Here is a 19,371-nt window from a genome sequence, read left to right on the forward strand (position 1 = left end):
ATCATTTAGTTAAGCAACCGAAAACAATGGAATCTCCGTTCCGAACGAGGGTAAAAATTTGTTGTATTAGCAGCCTTGATGAAGCGCAACTGGCTATTCGGCTTGGTGCCGATGCCCTTGGATTGGTAGGTCGAATGCCCAGTGGTCCCGGTGTGGTCGGCGATGAATTGGCCGCTCAAATCGTCAAGTCGACTCCCCCACCCATAGCCACATTCATGCTAACCAGCGAAACAAATCTGGCTGATATCATCGCCCATCAACAGCGAGTCGGTGCAAATACCATTCAACTCGTAGATGCGGTACCGTCAGAAACCTACGCCCAATTGCATCAGGCTCTGCCTGCGATAAAAGTGGTGCAGGTCATACATGTTATCGACGAACGAAATCTCGATGAAGCGCTGACAGCCATTCAGCATGGAGTCGATGCATTGTTACTCGATTCAGGTAATCCAACGTTGGCTGTGAAAGAACTAGGTGGCACGGGACGCGTGCATAACTGGCAGGTAAGCCGTCAAATTGTCGAGCAGTCGTCGGTACCCGTGTTTCTGGCGGGTGGCCTAAAGCCCGAGAATGTACGCGAGGCTATTGACACAGTGCAACCTTTTGGCCTTGACATTTGCAGCGGTGTGCGCACAAACGGCCACCTGGACGCTCACAAACTCGAAGCGTTTATGTTGGCGCTACAGTAAAAGCGCGTGGCACAGGGGGCTCAGAGCTCGGATGTCAATCGCATTCCGCGCACCTTGCTCCACGCATAAAAAAAGCCCGCACTGAATAGTACGGGCTTTCTGCTCTTGCCAGACTGCCATCATTAGGCAACGGCAATCTCCTTCACCAACTTTTCCTCTTTTACTTCAATCTTGGGTAGTTCAACCGTCAAGATACCATCGGTATAAGCGGCTTTGATACCATCAGCATTTACCGTTTTTGGTAAGCGGAAACTGCGTTCAAATGATGTAAAGCCAAATTCCTGAACGGTGAATTTCTCCGTATTTTCTTCGTTCTTCACTTCCGATTGATAGGCAATCGTCAGCTTGTTGTTTTCAACGTTAATTTTTAAGTCCTCTTTTTTCAAACCAGGCGCAGCCAGATCAAGGACAAAAGCGGTCTCGGTTTCTTTTACGTTTACGGCTGGTACGTTCGGTGTCGTGTTCTGATACCGATTGATTACCGGACGACCGTAGAATGGGTTAAAGAAAGTAGGGAAGTTGTTATATCGAACTAAGGTTGCCATTTGCTTATTTGGTTTATTGGGTTGTTTATAATCAAACACATACATCCTTAGTCAAATGCTGTACCAAAGCTATTTTATCAAATCATTACTGCCATTTTGTCTTAAACTATCATAAAACAGCCCAAAATTATGCCAATATGTCTCACTTAAGTACGAACTCCACTAAATCAAGGGGTAGTTGGCAGGTATTTTTTGTCATTCTATATCTTTTACGCTGAGAATCAGGCCTAGTTCACAGTTTAACCATAGTTCCAACTTGGCTTAACGGCAACAAAAACCTAATTTTATCCCCCTCAATACAATACTTGCTCACCAAAACTTCTTGACTCTTTTATGAAGCGACTTATACTGCCGCTGGTTACTCTGTTTTTGTGCACCAGCCTCAGCCCTTCTGCCAGCGCCCAGCAAACCGCCGTTGATTTTTTCGAAAGTGGCATTACCAAAAGTAAAGCAAACGATTTTACAGGTGCACTACAGGCATTCAGCATGGCTATCACCATGAATCCCGACAATTCGGCGAGTTATTATAATCGAGGACTAGCCAAAGCCAATCTAAAGGATCATCGGGGGGCCATCCTAGACTATGATCGTGCCATTGAACTTAATGGAAAAGATGCACTGGCTTATTTGAGCCGGGGAGTTAGCAAGAGCAAGCAAGACGACCATCGGGGTGCATTGCTGGATTTTAGCCGGTCTATCGAACTCAACCCCGATGATCCGCAGGCGTATTACAATCGGGGCGTTAGCCGAAGCCGCATTGATCAGTACCGGGGGGCTTTGGCCGATTTTACCAAAGCCATCGAACTCGATCCAGGCAACGCGCAAACCTACTACGTGCGGGGTATTACAAAACAAAAGCTGGAAGATTTTGCCGGTAGCCTGCCCGATTTTACGAAAGTAGTTGACCTAACGCCCAAACGTCCGCAAGCGTATGCTGGACGGGGTATGTCGAAGGTTGAGTTGAACGATTTTACCGGTGCCGTAACCGACCTCAATAAGGCTATTGAACTCAGTCCCGAGGATGGTGAGTCTTTCTTCTACCGGGGGTATGCCAAAGGAAAATTAGAAGATTATAAAAGTGCATTAGCCGATTACGATAGGGCCATTGCCCTTAAAGGTGACAATTATCGGGCTTACTACGGTCGAGGGTTCTGCCGGAGTAAACTTGGTGATCAGAAAGGTGCTGTTCAGGACTTTAATCAGGCCATTGATATGAACAATGTCAATACCGATTCAAAGGTTGTGTATAGCGGCAAGATCAGCCGTGTTACGCTCGATAAGCTACGAGATGTGGTACAGGAACGTAACAAGATCAACGAGTTAGGCAACGAACGTGCCGAAGCTTATTTCAGTCGGGGTATTAGTAAAAACAAACAGGGCGACCAAAAGTCGGCTATCATTGATCTTAACAAGGCTATTGAACTTAGCCCAACCTACGCCGAAGCGTATTTTAGCCGGGGCCTGATAAAATCGGCACAGGGCGATCAACGAGCCGCCATTATGGATTGTAACAGTGCCGTTAAACTAAACCCGCGTTATGCCGAAGTGTATTACATTCGGGGAATTATCAAACACAGTCTGGGCGATGAAAACGGCGGCTGTTTAGACCTCTCTAAAGCGGGCGAGCTTGGCTATAACCCAGCCTATAAAGTAATTAGTGATTATTGTAATTAAAGAGGAGAAAGGAGTAGAGGGACGAAAGGGAGAAAGGGGTTTAGATGATACCTCTTTCTCCCTTTCTAATCCTTTAATCAGTTGTCATAAAATAAATTTGTCTCTTAGTTCGCTTACTACTCAAACCGCAAATGCTTTACTGAATCACCGGATGATTCAAGTTCGAGCAGAGCGTCGATACCAATATCCAGGTGAACATTGACGAACTGGCCTGTCACTTTCTTATCGCTCTCTTCGGTTTTGACACCTTCTGGCACCAGTGGGTTATCAGACACGAGCAACAAGGCACCGTGTGGGATGGAGTTAACGAAACCTACCGTAAAAATCGTAGCGGTTTCCATATCGATAGCCATTGTCCGAAGTTCGCGCAGGTAATCCTTGAACTGTTCGTCGTGTTCCCAGATCCGCCGGTTGGTGGTATAAACCGTGCCTGTCCAGTAATCCAGTTCGTATTTCTTGATCGTTGACGATACTGCCCGCTGCAATCGGAAGGAAGGTAGGGCCGGAATTTCGGGACGCATATAGTCGTTACTCGTGCCTTCGCCCCGAATAGCCGCAATTGGCAGCACCAGATCGCCGATCTGCGTTTTTTTCAACCCACCACATTTACCTAAAAACAAAACTGCTTTTGGATTAACTGCCGACAGTAGATCCATAACCGTAGCCGCCATAGCGCTACCCATTCCGAAGTTAATAATGGTAATGTTGTTGGCCGTAGCGGTTTGCATAGCCCGGCCCAGGCCAAAAATTTCTACATCGAACTTCTTGGCAAACAACTCAACATAATTGATAAAATTGGTCAGCAAAATGTATTCACCAAATTGCTCGATGGGTGTACCGGTGTAGCGTGGTAGCCAGTTCTGAACGATTTCTTCTTTTGTCTTCATGATTAGTGTAGTGGGTGAAGTGGTGAAATAAGTGAAGTAGTTATAATGGATGAAATATTAGGTAAAGTAGTATGATTCCTGGCGTTTAGTCTACTTATTGCGCTCATTTCACTTACTACACCTATTCCACCTACTTCACTAAATCCTTATCTTTGAGGTATGGTCGACTTGAACCTCCCTCCTTTTGACTACAAAACTAAACAAGTCGAAGGAAAACCATATATTTTTGACTTACTACGCCGGAAGTACGTTCGGTTGTCGCCCGAAGAATGGGTCCGACAGCATATCGTGAACCTGTTACTAACGCATTACGCCTACCCAAAAGCGCTCATCCGCTCCGAAGGGGGGCTGAGCCTCAACCAAACACAGAAACGAACGGATGTGGTTGTGTTTGACCGTCAGGGACAACCGTTTTTGGTAGTCGAATGTAAAGCTCCTCATATTGCGCTTACGCAAACGGTTTTCGACCAGATTGCCCGCTATAATCATGTTCATCGGGCACCTTATATCGTCATTTCAAACGGCCTGACACACTATTGCTGCTGCGTGAATCATGATACGGCTGATGTACAATTTATGGATGACTTCCCGGCATTTGTTTAATTGAGCCCAAAGACCCAAAAATCAGTTAGTCTCAACCGCTTGCACTCTATAGTTCAGACAGCATTATCGCTCGTATAGGGTTCGTTTGGGGTTACTTTGTACACAAAAAAATCCCCGACACCAGTGGTGCCAGGGATCAATATATAAAAGCGAATAGCTTAATTTTTAACAAGCTCGCCGGTAGCCCGGATCGTAATTTCATCGCTAACAACAGCCGCAGGAATAGTACCTAACGTAAAATCAGCGCGTTTTACTTCACCACTTACTTTAAAACCAGCTAAGGTTTTCTTGTTCATTGGGTTGGTAACTGGACCTGTAATCGTAGCGTCAAGCGTTACGGGTTTCGTTACACCGTGCATCGTCAGATCACCTACCAGTTTGTATTTGTTACCTGATACTTTGCTAATCGACTTACTTTTAAAGGTCAATGTTGGATACTTGGTAGCGTCGAAAAAATCGGGGCTTTTCAGGTGAGCATCACGTTTTTCCTGATTCGTATAAATGCTATTTACATCGGCGGTCAGGTCGATTTGAGCATCTGAGAAATCATCTTTAGCAGACGTCATTTTCACGTCGAAATTCTGGAATTTCCCGTCAACCTCCGATAACATCATGTGCGTTACAGTGAAGGCCAGATTTGAGTGAGCTTTGTCAAGTGACCAGCTCTGAGCGAAAGCGCCCACTGACGAGAATAACAAGGCAGCAATTAAAGTTGCTTTTTTCATTGGTAAGATATGTAAACAGTTAATTGAATTTAAAACGAGTAAACCCTATTCTCGAAGTCGATCGAGCAACTGGCTCAGGTAAATAGCCTCCTCTTCAGTTAGTTTATTTCGCTGTATTTCAGACCACTCCGTCTGATATACATCTAACTTATTGAGCAATGCCAATCCCTCCTCTGTAATTAGTACATCAACGGCCCGACGGTCGCTGGGGCATTCGGTGCGTAGTACGAGTTTCTTGGCAAGAAGTTTATCCACCAATCGCGACGCATTAGACATTTTATCGAGCATACGCTCTGTAATATCACTAACCTTAACCGGCTCAGGATACTGCCCACGTAAAATGCGCAACACATTATATTGTTGCAATGTCAGGCCAAATGGCTTTAACATATGCATCTGACTGGCCGCCATCCAGTTGCTGGTAAAGATCAGGTTCACCATGACCCTGTGGTAGGGCGATTTAAATGGTGTGCTCTGTTTTATATCAGTTTCAATGGACATGGCACAAAGATAAAACAATTACATTTAATGTAGCAACATTTAATGCAATTATTTTTATTGATACGGAATAATACGGGGAGCGGACAGATCAAAATCGCGGAACCGCAGGGTTGGAACGCCCTCAAAGGCTGTTCTGAATGGGATTGTATTGCCAGGAATATTAGGATAATAAGCCAGTCGAATCTGAAAGCTGGTAAAGGTCAGGTTTTCATTTCGTAGTCGAAACCCGATCCCATATCCCTGATAAAGCGGTCCACTCAGCAAAGGTCGATCAGGAAAACTAACCAGCCCCAGGTTAACAAACGTAACAAAGGCAACCCGGAAACCGATCAGGCTCAAGCGAGAGAAAAGCACATTTTCGTAGTTGACAAACCATCGATTTGTACCTCTTAGTTGATCGCTGTTAATACCGATACCATCGGTATTAACACCACTCCCACTGCTACTTAATGAGATATACTCATTGTCGAATCGGTCAATACCGACCGTATAGCGGGTGTTGAAAAAGTGGCGCATATTCCCCCATTTGGTTTTCATGAGTGGGCTAAAATAATTGGATTCGAACGAGAAAACGGCCTGCTCTACTTTATGGTCCCGCACATAACCTCCCAAATTAACCAACCCATAGAGGTAACCAAGATGCCGGACATACTTCCCCTGCGAAAAATTCACACCGGCATATAGTCGGCGACCTAATTCAGCATTGTCGAACCCAACAGTAGCCGCCACAGACTCTCCAATTGGAACGTCCTCTGTCCGACCAAATCCATAGATAAGTACATCGCGGGTATATTTACGTCGGGAGAATCCTACACTAAACAGCGTAGTGCGGCTGTCCTGATAAATCTGATTTGTGTCGGCGGTAACGTCGGGGCGTTTGAAATACTCATAGTTTGTATTTCGCAGGGCCACAACGAGCCGTGATCTCCCTTTTTCTTCGGTATCCCGTTGTTTATAAAACAGTCGAAACGATCGTCCTATCCACACATCGGAATAGTTATAGCTGACAGGTACCAGCAACACACTGTCATTTCGGGTGATAAGCCTATTGTTGACCTGTGTGTGGTTTAGTTCGATAGAGCCTGCATACTTGGTATCTGGAGTCAGAAAAGGTCGATACAGTTTAACAGCTACCTGTTTCAGGTCGCGTAGGTACAACATATCGGCCTCGGCAGTTAAAAAAGTTTTTCCAATAAAGGGCACTTTGTAGCGAGCCTGGTATTCTGTTTTCTGACGCGGATCATTCCCTGAATAGGCAAACTGGGCAAAGAGCTGATGGCCCAGGCCACGAAAATTGACCTGATCAAAACCAACGCTGAAATTAGTAAAACCACCAAAGCCGCCGTTGGGCAACAGCGACCAGACATCCTGCGTAATCACATACACATCTACAAACTGCTGGCTGCCAGGGCGTGGCACCACCAGAATACGGGCATCGTGAAAAATAGACGTACTACGCAACAGCCGTTCATTATCGCGCAATATAGTTGGATTCAATGCATCACCCTGCTGAAAAAGAAGATACGAGTTACGAATCACATGCTCACGTGTATTGGTGTGCACGTTGCTGCCAACTCGTTCGATCCAGTTGCCGGGTTTTCGAAGCGTATCATAAACCGTCTGGCCAAATACACCAAGTCGGCGAATGTAAATATCGCCAATAATTCGCCCCTCAAATACCTTAAATGGATTCACTTCTATTTGGCTCACTTCGCCCGTTTGGATACGGCTGTTGTAAACGTCCCGGAATACAGCATCGTAGAGTTGGCGGGTTAGTCGGTGCTTGTACATGGAAGCTTTTAGTCGCGTATAAAAAACACTGTCCCGACGCATCAAAACGCTATCCGTTTGGGCGGTTATATGGATAGCCGCCAGCGAATCTGTTGGTCCGGTTTTAATTCCTATATGCCGAAGCGTATCAACCTGAATTTGATTGGTTGATCCTTGCCCACTCTTATTATTATGCGTTGTATCAATCTGGGCAACTGCCGATAGGACGCATCCAAAAAAAAGTATCAGCCACACCAAAAACTGGCGCAACGCTGACTTACATTCGTTCGGATATACTTGATACATTGGAAAAATAGAACGGTAATTAGAGTCGTATTTGCCGAAATGGTTTAAGCAAGCAGAAGATGAAGTTGTTTCTGTTTAATAGATAACGATTTCCTATATAACGGTTTAATTATAAACCAATTAAAACAATAAATCATATTACCCAACAGCTTAACTGATTAATTGTTTCTGAAGCCAGAAATCCCGCTGACGTTCGGTACCAAACTGAAAATAATGAAAGCCGAATCGCTCGAAGCCCATTCGTTCATAGAAGGCGATGGCGCGCCCATTACGCTCCCATACACCAAGCCATACGGCGTCATAACCCTGCCCGCGCGCCCAATTGAGGCAATACTCCATGAGCATACGACCCTGTCCCTGGCCAATTTGATTTTGTAACAGATAGATTCGCTGAATCTCGATCGCATTCCGGTGCGTCATTCTTCGTGGAGGAGCATGCTGGCGTAGTTTAGCATACCCAACCGGCTGTCCGTCCGATGATTCGACCAGAAAAAAGAAGGATCTTCGGTCAGTCAGTTCAGCTTCCATAACTGGCACGCTTATGGCCGACTGAATATACTCCTCAACGAGTTCGGTGGGATTGTGGGGAGGCCCAAAAGCCTCGCGCATCGTGGTGGCTGCCAGTTCAGTTAGCGAAGCAGCGTCGGAGATAGTAGCAGATCGAATGGTCATAGTATACAATAAGCAATCAACCAATGTACGTAAAAACCCTGTATTTGGGTTAATTTTGCGCTTCGCCTTTCTACGTACATGCTCACCTTACGCTATCCACTTGTGCTGGCTTCGGGCTCGCCCCGACGCAAACAACTGATGACCGACGCCGGTTTTTCATTCACCATCGAAACCCGGCCTACCGACGAACTGTTTCCGCAAACCATGCCAGCGAATGAGGTGGCCGAATACCTCGCCCGTCAGAAAGCCGAGCAGTTTCTGCCTGACTTTGGCAATCGAATCATCCTCTGCGCCGATACCGTTGTGATTTTAGAGGATCAAATTCTAAACAAGCCTCAGGATGAAGCTGATGCCCGCCGGATGCTCCAGGCCTTGTCGGGACGCACGCACCGGGTTCGAACGGGGGTTGCTATTCTGTCGCCAGATTCTACTGGTGAACCCCAGCTTTATTCCTTCACCGACGAAACAAGCGTTCAGTTTGCCTCGTTGACAGATGAGGAGATTACCTATTACATCCGGGAATGCAAACCCTTTGATAAAGCGGGCTCTTATGGAGCTCAGGATTTTATTGGGTTAGTGGGTATCGAACGACTGGAGGGCTCATTTTATACGGTGATGGGACTCCCCACGCATCGGGTTTATCAGGCACTGAAACAGTATAGTACTTTGGTTAACTAGATTCTAGTGGCTCCTATCGATTCTTTAGCTACTATTCTTTCTGATTATTACTACAACAGAATCTAAGAATCCTGGAATCGATAGAATCTATTTGGATCTAGTAACAGTTAGTAAGAACAAAACCGATCAGTTCGCACGGAATGACTTCATCAAACCTAGTTCAATACACTACACTTCCACATCCTGCCCAATCCGACTCAATACCTATCGGCTATACGGGCGTCCACTACGAGATCTTCGTTCGCTCCTTTGCCGACTCCAACGGCGATGGTATCGGTGACCTCAATGGCATTACTAACAAACTTGATTACCTGAATGATCTAGGGGTGTCGGCCATCTGGCTCATGCCGATAAGTCCTTCTCCAAGTTCGCATAAGTACGACGTAACGGATTATTACGGAATCGATCCCGAATACGGCACGATGGACGATTTCAAACGGTTGATTGCGGAAGCTCATCAACGTGGTATTGCTGTCATAATCGATCTAGTATTACACCACACCAGCATCCAGCATAACTGGTTTCGGGAGGCCTCAAAAGGGCCAGAAAACCCCTATTGGCATTACTATAAATGGTTGACACCCGACGAGATCAAACGCCGGAAACTAGCTACCCGCGATATTACTGCCGATTCGGGCGAGAAAAACCCCTGGCATACAGTACGAGGGGCCACTTATCCTGAGCAATATTATGGCATGTTCTGGAGCGGCATGCCCGATCTGAACTTTGACCACCAGCCGGTTCGGGATGAGTTTTTCAAGATAGCCCGGTATTGGCTTAACGAGATCGGAGTAGACGGATTTCGGCTTGATGCGGCCCGCCACCTCTACCGGGAGGCCGAAGAGCCCAAGAATCATGAATTCTGGCAGGAGTTCGGAAAAGTCGTTGAAGCCGCAAAATCGGGAGCTTACACCGTGGGCGAAGTCTGGACACGTCCCGAACGTATAGCGCCCTATTTTCGGGGGTTGAAAGCCAACTTCAATTTCGACCTTCAACTGGCCATTGCCGAAATCGTTGGGCAGGAAAACGACACTGAAGATTTGGTTGAGTTTCTGCAATACGTTCACAATACATTCGGTACTGTCAATCCCAACTTTATTGATGCACTGCTCCTTTCCAACCATGATCAGAACCGGATTGGCAGTTTACTCAAGGGAAATCTCGACCGCTTGAAAGTAGCAGCCAACCTGTTGCTTACACTACCAGGTTTACCCTATCTCTACTACGGCGAGGAAATTGGTATGCTCGGCATGAAACCCGACGAAAACATCCGTGAGCCTTTTTTGTGGGATATTCGGGCGCAGGATACCCAACGCACCCGCTGGCGTCGGGGAAAATATAGTACCAGTCAAACCGTTCGGCCGCTGGCTCAGCAGCAGAGCGATCCAAATTCGCTGTTCAATCATTACAAACGCCTGATTCACTACCGGAATAGTCACCCAATTCTGAATAATAATCTCAGCAAGCTTTTACCATCCGGTATTCGGCAGAAAGGGATTGTCGCGTTTATTCGGCAGGATGCCAGCGGTGGGCCGTGTGTATTATTGGTTCACAACCTGACGAACAAACCCATTGAGGTCGTCTTTTCACCGGGCGAAGAATGGTGTCGGTGCATTGTGTTCGAAACAATTTCAGGCGGCTCGTTCACTGGCGACCGGGTCACGGTACCGGGTTATGGGTGTGTGGTTGTTGAGTAATTCTGTGTCGTAGATCAATCAACGAAAACGTCTTTGAAACCCAATTTTGAGTTGTATATTCGTTAAGCTATAAGTTGATTTTAATAGCAATAAAAATGGACACTCAATCCCAAAAATTAGAGTTAATTCAATGGATTGCCGGACTTAACGATCTACGATTATTAAGTCAAGTCTCAGCCATTAAGCAACACGATGCAGGCAAACAAAAGCTTACAAAACGCCATTTTGGAGGTGGTAAGCATATAATTACTCACATAGATGATGACTTTAACGAGCCATTGGATGAGTTCAAAGACTATATGCCATGAATGAGGCTTATCTTATTGATACGCATGTGTTGCTATGGTATATTAAAGGTGAGAAACGGCTCTCCCAACCCACAAAGGAGCTTATTGATTCGATTGATAACACCATTTATATTAGCAAAGCCAGCCTTTGGGAAATGGCGATCAAGTCATCATTAGGCAAATTGACGATAGGCATTTCCTTGGATAAACTAGCCAGCTATCTTGAAGAGGAAGGTTTTGTCGTATTAGATTTTGACTTTTCGGATCTACTCCAGTTACATCAACTCCCTTTTCATCATGGCGATCCGTTCGACCGCCTTATCATCGCCCAGGCCTTAGTCCACCAGCTGACTATAATTTCTGATGACCGTAACTTTGGTCACTATACAGCCAATCTATTATCGGCATAACCAGCTTCTGCTAACGTCTTTCCGCCCCATAAATCCCCGATTCGCCCACCCAAAATCGGGATTCGCATCCTTTTAATCCCATCCTAATAACTCTACGAGGCTTTCACCTTGTTATTCAGTATCCGATGAGGATACGAATAGATTATGAAAGCGTTTCGAAAACATCCACAATACACGACGAATTGCCAATGGATCATGGTGCTGTTGGCCGGAATTTGCCTGACAGCCTGTAGCAGTTCCGACAAGAAAAAAGGGGGGCAAACTGACTCCACCGCCTTAAAACAGCCGAAGACCTATTCCGTACTGACGCTTGCGCCCCGCAAGACGGTTCTCTACGTCGATTTCCCTACTACCATTCAGGGTGAGCAGAACGTCGAGATTCGCCCCAAAGTAGATGGATTTGTCGAGGCTATTTACGTGGACGAAGGCGCTACGGTCAAAAAAGGACAGCGACTTTTTCGCATCAATGCGCCCCAATATGCCCAGGACGTGCTCACCGCACAGGCGGGGGTTCGAACAGCGCAGGCCGATGTTAGTTCCGCTCTATTGGCGGTCAATAAGGTTCGGCCTCTGGTTGAGAAAGACATCATCAGCAAGTACGAACTGGAAACAGCCCAGTATACACTAGCCTCCAAGCAAGCTGCGTTGGCACAGGCGCAGGCCGCTCTGGCAAATGCCCAAACCAATCTGGGGTACACGAATTTAGTCAGCCCGGTTAGTGGAGTGGTTGGCTCGATTCCCTACAAAATCGGCAGCTTGGTAACCAGCGCAACGACCAATCCCTTGACGACCATTTCCGGTATCAGTGAAGTGTATGCCTACTTCGCCCTCAACGAAAAACAGCTCCTCGACTTTACCCGCGATGTAAGTGGCAACACACTTCAAGAGAAACTAGCTAAACTGCCCGACGTTATCCTCCTGCTGGCCGACGGATCGACTTACAACTACAAAGGCCGGATCAAAACGGCCATTGGCCAGATCGATACCCAAACGGGTTCCAGTAATTTCCGCGCCACGTTTCCCAACCCGCAAGCCCTACTCCGCAGCGGCAATAGCGGTACTGTCCGCGTTCCCAGAACCATTGACTCGGCCCTGGTTGTACCACAAAGTGCCACTTCGGAGCTTCAGGACAAGCGCTTCCTGTTTGTCGTCGAAAAAAATAATACCGTCAAAACCACAGCCGTGCTCGTAACGCCCACCCCCGACGGGCAGTATTTCGTCGTGCAGAAAGGGTTAAAAGCGGGCGATAAGGTCGTGCTTGATGGCGGCACTGGTTTGAAAGATGGCGCATCTATTAAACCGAAGGCCGCTTTGCCAGCCAGCGTTTATAAAACGACAGCGCCAAGCACGACAACCGCCACGACCGACACAAACACAGACTTGTAAGCCATTCTCAACAAACTGTCTTATGCTTCGCATATTCATAGAACGACCGGTATTAAGTACCGTTATTTCGGCCCTCATCGTATTGCTGGGGATTCTGGGCATGGTCAAACTACCCATTGCCCAGTATCCCGATATTTCGCCACCAACGGTACAGGTTTCGGCCAGCTACAGTGGTGCCAATGCTGATGTAGTGCTCAAAAGCGTCATTGTGCCGCTTGAAGAACAGATTAACGGCGTGGAAGGTATGACCTACATGACCTCGTCGGCCACCAACGACGGGGCTGGCAACATCAGCATTTATTTCGCCGTTGGCACCGATCCAAACCAGGCCGCTGTGGATGTCCAGAACCGGGTTTCGGCCGCTACCAGCCTGCTGCCGCAAGAGGTTACGCAGGCAGGCGTAACGGTTCGGAAGCAGCAAAGCAGCAACCTGCTGATTATGTCGATCTATAGCGACAATGCCGCTTACGATCAGACATTTCTGCAAAATTATGCCGCCATCAACGTCATTCCACAACTCCAGCGGGTCAATGGTGTGGGCGCGGCCAACGTGTTTGGCTCGGCTAAAACGTATTCAATGCGAATCTGGCTGAAGCCCGATGTTATGTCCATTTATGGCATTACCCCTGCCGATGTGTCAACCGCATTGACGGACCAAAATGTGGATGCGGCCCCCGGCAAGTTCGGTGAAAATGACAACCAGACATTCCAATACGTGATTCGGTACAGCGGTCGGTTGCAGTCTACGCAGCAGTTTGGTGATATTATCATTAAAACAACCGGCAACGGCCAATTGCTGCGATTACGAGATATTGCGCGAATTGAGCTGGGATCACAGACCTACACCAGTTTTACGACGACCAATGGCAAACAGTCGGTAGGTATTTCGGTGAGCCAGACGCCCGGTTCCAATGCGCGGGATGTGATCAACAACTCCAAGAAAGTCATTGAGGCAGCGGCCAAGTCGTTTCCGGCGGGGGTTCATTTCGTCTATCTGGTCGATATCAATCAGTTTCTGGATGCGTCGATCAGCAAAGTACTGCATACGCTGCTGGAATGCTTCGCGCTGGTGTTTCTGGTGATTTTCATCTTTCTACAGGATTTCCGCTCGACCATTATTCACGGCGTTTCGGTGCCGGTGGCCATTACGGGTACGTTTTTCTTCCTGTACCTATTCAACTTCAGTATCAATTTATTAACCCTATTCGCATTGGTGCTGGCCATTGGTATTGTGGTCGATGACGCCATTGTGGTGGTGGAAGCGGTTCACGCCAAACTGGAAAGCGGCTATAAATCATCCCGCAAAGCGGCCATCGACGCGATGAGCGAAATATCGGGCGCTATTATTTCGATTACCCTCGTAATGGCATCGGTGTTTTTGCCCGTTACGTTCATCACGGGGTCGGCGGGGGTGTTTTACCGGCAGTTTGGTATTACGCTGGCAGTGGCCATTATTATTTCGGCGGTCAACGCCCTGACCCTTTGTCCAGCACTGGCGGCTATGTTCCTGAAACCACCGGAGCACACCGACGATGCCCAACCAAAGAATCTACTTAAGCGATTTGGGGTGGGATTCAACGCGGCTTACGATGCACTGACAGATAAATACACCAAGTCGGTCACGTTTCTGTCCGTCCGAAAATGGCTGGTTCTCGTTGGCATTGGGCTATTTGGTGGGCTGTTTTATACACTCTTCAAAACCACGCCAACCAGCTTCGTGCCCAAAGAAGACATGGGAAGCATTTTCGTAAATATCACGCTGCCACCCGCTTCGTCGGTCGAACGCACCACGGCGATGGCCGATAAGGTAGACTCCATTGCGCATACCATCCCCGAAGTACAAAACAGTCTGCGCAACCTCGGGCAAAACTTCGTAGCTGGAAATGGGAGCGCCTATGGCCTAATTATCGTGCGATTAAAGCCCTGGGATGAGCGACCCGGCGTTAGCGACGACGATGTGATTAAGCTGCTTAAGCAGAAAACAGCCAACATCCGGGATGCCGACCTTGTCTTTATCCAACAGCCAACCATCACGGGCTTCGGCACTAGTGGCGGCTTCACGTTTCAGTTGCAGGATAAAGGCGGACACACCACCGACGAGTTCTATAAGGTGACCCAGAACTTTCTGGCCACGCTGAGCAAACGCCCTGAAATACAATACGCTACGACCTCATTCAATCCAAATTTCCCTCAGTATCAGATGGATGTGAATGTGGCAAAATGCAAGGAGGCAGGCATTCTGGTGGGCGACGTACTCAAGGCAATGCAGGTATTCTACGGCAGTTCGTACGTGTCTAACTTCAACGAGTTTGGCAAACAGTACCGCGTCATCATGCAGGCCGACACAAATTACCGGGCCAATCCAGACGGTTTAACCAAAATTTCCGTCCGAACATCGGCGGGTACGATGGCACCGATCACCGAGTTTATCAACCTCAAACGAATTTACGGTCCTGAGAGTGTTTCCCGCTTCAACCTGTTTTCGTCGATGTCCGTCAACGGGTCGCCTAATCCGAACTATAGCACCGGGCAAGCCTTGCTGGCGATTCAGGAAGTGGCTACCCAGACGCTTCCGGCGGGCTATGGTTTCGAGTATTCTGGTATTAGTCGGGAAGAGCAAAACGTGGGTTCCCAAACGCTGTATGTATTCATTCTATGTCTGGCGTTTGTGTATCTGCTGTTGAGCGCGCAATACGAAAGCTACTTGTTGCCGTTTGCGGTCTTATTCTCCTTGCCGGTTGGCTTATCGGGTGTGTATGTGTTTGCCCGGATTTTTGGGCTGGACAATAACATTTACATGCAAATCTCGCTCATCATGCTCATTGGTTTGCTGGCCAAGAACGCCATCCTGATCGTGCAGTTTGCCGTTGAGCGGAGGCAGACCGGAATGGAATTATTAGCGTCAGCCATAGAAGGAGCCAAAGCCCGGTTACGGCCAATTCTGATGACCTCCTTTGCTTTCATTTTCGGACTGATGCCCCTCATGTTTGCCAGCGGTGCCGGTGCCCAAGGCAACCGATCGATTGGTACAGGTGCTATCGGCGGTATGCTATTCGGCACGTTGCTCGGGGTGTTTTTCGTGCCAACACTGTTCGTCATTTTCCAGGGATTGCAGGAAAAAATAAGTGGCCCACCCGGTCAGCACAATCCTGATGATGAGGAAGAAGAGCCAGCGAAAGTTGATGGTAAAGAAAAACAGGTTGCAACTCCAATGAACACATAGCCTGCACGTTCTCGATTGGCTACGCCGAGTGAGGGCTATTGTTTCAAGGGCCTCTGGCCCGTTTTGATACACTTATTGTAATTCACCGGCCAGAGGCCGTTAAAACAATAGTCCTCACTCGGTATAGCCAAGCGAGAACGTAGAACGTAAGCCATCTGTCTCAGAAGCTAGTACATATCATGAATACGAAACATATAAATCTGGGATTAACACTGCTACTGGGAGCGCTGCTAGCTTCCTGTAGCGTGACAAAACCCTATGAGCAGCCAGGCCTTACGACCAATAAACTCTACAGGGGCCAGCAAACTACGGACTCAAGCACATTAGCCAGTTTACCCTGGCGGCAGATGTTTTCAGATACCATTCTGCAACGGTTAATTGAACGGGGCCTCAGCAATAATCTGGATCTCAAAATCGCCGTGGCCCGAATGCAGGCAGCCGAAGCTAATGTTTTGCAAAGCAAACTGGCGTTCTATCCGACGCTTAGTACCAATGCGGGTTTTACGCTCTCTAAATCATCGTCGGCACAGTTGCGGGCTTTGAACATTCGAAATGCCGAATCAGGATCGAGTACCGTGAGTACGACCTCCATTCCAACCATCAAGCAGTATTCGTTGACAGCCAGCACGAGTTGGGAGGCCGATGTTTGGGGCAAATTGCGGAGCACAAAACGAGCCTATGTAGCAGCTTACTTACAAAGTGAAGCCTACCGACGTGCCGTGCAAACGCAATTAATTGCTAACATCGCCAATGGTTATTATGCATTGCTGGCCTATGATAAACAGCTAAAAATCACGCTGGAAACGGTCGACAACCGAAAGACGGATGTGGAGACCATGAAAGCGCTGAAAGAGGGTGCCATAGTAACGGGGGCCGATGTGGTACAGAGTGAAGCCAACCGCTATGCGGCAGAGGTCACCTTACCCGATATTCGGCAGAATATTCGGCAAACTGAAAACACATTGAGCCTCTTGCTGGCCATGCCGCCCGATAGCATCCCGCGTACACAACTGGATATCCAGCAATCCGTAACGTCATTGCAAACGGGTCTTCCAGCACAGCTATTGAGCAATCGTCCTGATGTGCAGGAAGCTGAGTATGGCTTCCGAAATGCGTTCGAGTTAACGAATGTGGCCCGAACCTACTTCTACCCTGCCCTCACGATTACGGGTACCGGCGGTTTCGCTACTGCGAATACATTGACCGGCTTTTTTGCAGGAACATTTTACGGAAGCCTGATTAGCGGGCTGACACAACCCATTTTCAATCAGGGTATTAATCGCCAGCGACTTAACCGGGCACAGGCAGCTCAGGCCGAAGCCTTTTATACCTATCAGGCCACACTGCTAACGGCAGGTCAGGAGGTGTCCAATGCGCTATTTTCGTACCAGATGGCGGTCGATAAGATGGCTACTCGTCAGCAGCAATTAGCCGCTTTGGAGAAGGCGGTTTCTTATACAAAAGAGCTGCTTAAATACACCGCCAACACAAACTACACCGACGTATTGACCGCCGAACAAAACCTGCTGGCAACCCAGCTAAACGGGGTCAATGACCGATTGCAGCAACTTCAGGCAACCGTAACGCTTTACCGGGCATTAGGTGGGGGCTGGCGATAAGAACAAAAGAAAACTGACTGCTTTAGCAACGTTTAGGCTAAATCAGCGGTACATGCAGATAGTCAACAGTGACGAATTGAAATTAAATCAACGGAAATTATGAAAAACGTACTGATTATACTCGGCCTATTGGTCGGTACTGGACTGTACCAAACCAGCCAGGCACAAGTGAACGTCAATGTCAACATTGGGAGCCAACCCATCTGGGGGCCAACCGGTTACGACTATGTAAACTACTATTATCTGCCTGATCTGGACATCTATTACTACGTCCCGTTACAACAGTGGATCTATAACAGTGGAGGACGCTGGATAACCACCACTGTTTTGCCTCCGCAGTACAACAACTACGATCTGTATCGGATGCACAAAGTGGTCATCAACGATAAGCAGCCCTATCTGCGCAATGCGGTTTACCGGAATCAGTATGCGTCTTTCAAGGGGCGTTACGACCAGCAGCCCATCCGCGATAGCCGCGATTCGAAGTATTATGTAATCAACAACCATCCCATGCACAATCAAATGGGTAAACAGGGTGGCAATGGCCGTCCGGGTGGTAATCCGGGGCAGCAACCGGGTCGACCTAATGGGCAACAACAACGGGCTCAGAACAACAAGCCTCAAGACCGTAATGGCCGGGCTCAGGGCGAACATCGGGGTCCACGTTAAATGGTAAACTAAGTAATCCAATTTATAAGACAGCTTTGTACTGGTACCGGCCTATGAAAACTGGCCGGCACTTCTGTTTTTCATGAAAATCTATTTCGTTTTCTTACTGACTTTACTCACAAACACCACCTTCGGGCAGGAGCCGTCGGCCACACGAATTACGAAGCATATTCATAAACTTGCTTCCGATAAGATGCAGGGCCGGGGAACGGGAAGCCCGGAGAATGCTAAGGCCGCCCGTTATGTCGAGAAATACTTCAAAAAGTATGGTCTGAAACCATTGGGCACAGATGGATATTATCAATCATTTACAGCCAAAGTTCGGCGAGTTGTTGTACCGGATAGCCTGCGAAAAGCAGCAAACGTCATTGGGTTTCTGGATAATGGCGCTCCTTATACGATTGTGATTGGTGCCCACTACGACCATTTGGGTTTGGGTCGGCAGGGAAGTTCGCTGGATTCGTTACCACAAGGAAAAATCCATAACGGAGCAGATGACAATGCCTCGGGCGTGGCTGGGCTGCTGGAAATCGCTCATTACTTCACAAAAAACGGAGTAAAAGAGCCGTATAATTTCCTGTTTATGGCCTTTGGTGCCGAAGAACTGGGCTTACAGGGTTCACGCTATTTTCTGAACAATCCGACCCTGCCACTCGACAAACTAAATTTTATGGTGTGCATGGATATGATTGGGCGGTACAACCCGGATCGGGGCGTGGGCATTGGTGGCTACGGCACCAGCGACACCTGGCCAATCGTATTCAAAGGAGCCGAAAGTTCCATCAAATTCTTTACCGATCGGGCGGGAAATGGCGGCTCCGATAATGCTGCTTTTTACGCTAAACAAATTCCGGTTCTGTTTTTCCACACTGGCGGCCACCCCGACTATCATAAACCTTCCGACGATCCGGATAAGATCGATGCAAAAGCCGAAGAAGCCATCCTCCGGCTGGAAATCAAGCTACTTTTAACTGCCTTGCAGCAGCCTAAAATGACGTTTACACCCGTGAAATAACACTTCCTCTCAACT

General features: G+C 47.8%; 18 protein-coding genes. 12 read left to right on the forward strand and 6 right to left on the reverse strand.

The genetic code is table 11. From position 1 onward, the window contains the following. Positions 1-26: 26 nt before the first annotated feature. On the forward strand, positions 27-689 hold the full coding sequence (locus EXU85_RS28065) for a phosphoribosylanthranilate isomerase (RefSeq protein ID WP_142775265.1): 663 nt from the start codon (positions 27-29) through the stop codon (positions 687-689). Positions 690-811: 122 nt separating this feature from the next. On the opposite strand, the gene EXU85_RS28070 is transcribed toward EXU85_RS28065, so the two are convergent. Next, positions 812-1,234: an Hsp20/alpha crystallin family protein gene (locus tag EXU85_RS28070; RefSeq protein WP_142775266.1), complete on the reverse strand. Its 423-nt coding sequence runs from the start codon at positions 1,232-1,234 to the stop codon at positions 812-814. A gap of 333 nt (positions 1,235-1,567) precedes the next feature. On the opposite strand from EXU85_RS28070, the gene EXU85_RS28075 reads away from it, so the two are divergent. Next, positions 1,568-2,908 (forward strand): tetratricopeptide repeat protein, encoded by a 1,341-nt coding sequence (locus EXU85_RS28075; RefSeq protein ID WP_142775267.1) that lies wholly within the window; start codon positions 1,568-1,570, stop codon positions 2,906-2,908. 116 nt (positions 2,909-3,024) lie between these two features. Here EXU85_RS28075 and EXU85_RS28080 read toward each other — a convergent pair whose 3' ends face one another. Then, entirely contained in the window at positions 3,025-3,795 is a 771-nt protein-coding gene (locus tag EXU85_RS28080) for an AMP nucleosidase (RefSeq protein ID WP_142775268.1), read from the reverse strand. Between the two features lie 159 nt (positions 3,796-3,954). On the opposite strand from EXU85_RS28080, the gene EXU85_RS28085 reads away from it, so the two are divergent. After that, positions 3,955-4,398: a type I restriction enzyme HsdR N-terminal domain-containing protein gene (locus tag EXU85_RS28085; protein ID WP_142775269.1), complete on the forward strand. Its 444-nt coding sequence runs from the start codon at positions 3,955-3,957 to the stop codon at positions 4,396-4,398. A 158-nt stretch (positions 4,399-4,556) separates the two neighbouring features. On the opposite strand, the gene EXU85_RS28090 is transcribed toward EXU85_RS28085, so the two are convergent. The 4 genes from EXU85_RS28090 to EXU85_RS28105 all read right to left on the reverse strand — a co-directional run bounded on the left by EXU85_RS28090 (position 4,557) and on the right by EXU85_RS28105 (position 8,372). Continuing rightward, positions 4,557-5,123, reverse strand: coding sequence for a YceI family protein (locus tag EXU85_RS28090; RefSeq protein WP_142775270.1), 567 nt, complete (start codon positions 5,121-5,123; stop codon positions 4,557-4,559). 45 nt (positions 5,124-5,168) lie between these two features. Then, complete coding sequence (locus EXU85_RS28095; protein ID WP_142775271.1) at positions 5,169-5,624, reverse strand: MarR family winged helix-turn-helix transcriptional regulator; 456 nt, start codon at positions 5,622-5,624, stop codon at positions 5,169-5,171. Positions 5,625-5,678: 54 nt separating this feature from the next. After that, complete coding sequence (locus EXU85_RS28100) at positions 5,679-7,700, reverse strand: hypothetical protein (RefSeq protein WP_142775272.1); 2,022 nt, start codon at positions 7,698-7,700, stop codon at positions 5,679-5,681. A gap of 150 nt (positions 7,701-7,850) precedes the next feature. Continuing rightward, positions 7,851-8,372, reverse strand: a complete 522-nt coding sequence (locus EXU85_RS28105; protein ID WP_142775273.1) for a GNAT family N-acetyltransferase — start codon at positions 8,370-8,372, stop codon at positions 7,851-7,853. Between the two features lie 78 nt (positions 8,373-8,450). On the opposite strand from EXU85_RS28105, the gene EXU85_RS28110 reads away from it, so the two are divergent. From EXU85_RS28110 to EXU85_RS28150, 9 genes are all read left to right on the forward strand, one after another. Further along, positions 8,451-9,050, forward strand: a complete 600-nt coding sequence (locus tag EXU85_RS28110; protein ID WP_142775274.1) for a nucleoside triphosphate pyrophosphatase — start codon at positions 8,451-8,453, stop codon at positions 9,048-9,050. 140 nt (positions 9,051-9,190) lie between these two features. Further along, a complete protein-coding gene (locus EXU85_RS28115; protein WP_142775275.1) occupies positions 9,191-10,747 on the forward strand; it encodes an alpha-amylase family glycosyl hydrolase in 1,557 nt (518 codons plus the stop codon). 95 nt (positions 10,748-10,842) lie between these two features. Next, the gene (locus EXU85_RS28120; protein ID WP_142775276.1) at positions 10,843-11,055 is read left to right on the forward strand and encodes a DUF2281 domain-containing protein; all 213 of its coding nucleotides are present in this window, start codon (positions 10,843-10,845) and stop codon (positions 11,053-11,055) included. After that, on the forward strand, positions 11,052-11,444 hold the full coding sequence (locus tag EXU85_RS28125) for a type II toxin-antitoxin system VapC family toxin (RefSeq protein ID WP_142775277.1): 393 nt from the start codon (positions 11,052-11,054) through the stop codon (positions 11,442-11,444). The genes EXU85_RS28120 and EXU85_RS28125 overlap by 4 nt, the downstream gene beginning before the upstream one ends. 144 nt (positions 11,445-11,588) lie before the next feature. Then, complete coding sequence (locus EXU85_RS28130; RefSeq protein ID WP_210422413.1) at positions 11,589-12,830, forward strand: efflux RND transporter periplasmic adaptor subunit; 1,242 nt, start codon at positions 11,589-11,591, stop codon at positions 12,828-12,830. Positions 12,831-12,852: 22 nt separating this feature from the next. Next, positions 12,853-16,053 (forward strand): efflux RND transporter permease subunit, encoded by a 3,201-nt coding sequence (locus tag EXU85_RS28135; RefSeq protein ID WP_142775278.1) that lies wholly within the window; start codon positions 12,853-12,855, stop codon positions 16,051-16,053. A gap of 179 nt (positions 16,054-16,232) precedes the next feature. Then, positions 16,233-17,672, forward strand: coding sequence for an efflux transporter outer membrane subunit (locus tag EXU85_RS28140; protein WP_142775279.1), 1,440 nt, complete (start codon positions 16,233-16,235; stop codon positions 17,670-17,672). Positions 17,673-17,771: 99 nt separating this feature from the next. Further along, on the forward strand, positions 17,772-18,341 hold the full coding sequence (locus tag EXU85_RS28145; protein ID WP_142775280.1) for a hypothetical protein: 570 nt from the start codon (positions 17,772-17,774) through the stop codon (positions 18,339-18,341). An 82-nt stretch (positions 18,342-18,423) separates the two neighbouring features. Beyond that, positions 18,424-19,356, forward strand: coding sequence for a M20/M25/M40 family metallo-hydrolase (locus EXU85_RS28150; protein ID WP_142775281.1), 933 nt, complete (start codon positions 18,424-18,426; stop codon positions 19,354-19,356). Positions 19,357-19,371: the final 15 nt, after the last annotated feature.

Origin of the sequence: Spirosoma sp. KCTC 42546 (genome assembly GCF_006965485.1) — a bacterium.
Lineage (GTDB): Bacteria > Bacteroidota > Bacteroidia > Cytophagales > Spirosomataceae > Spirosoma.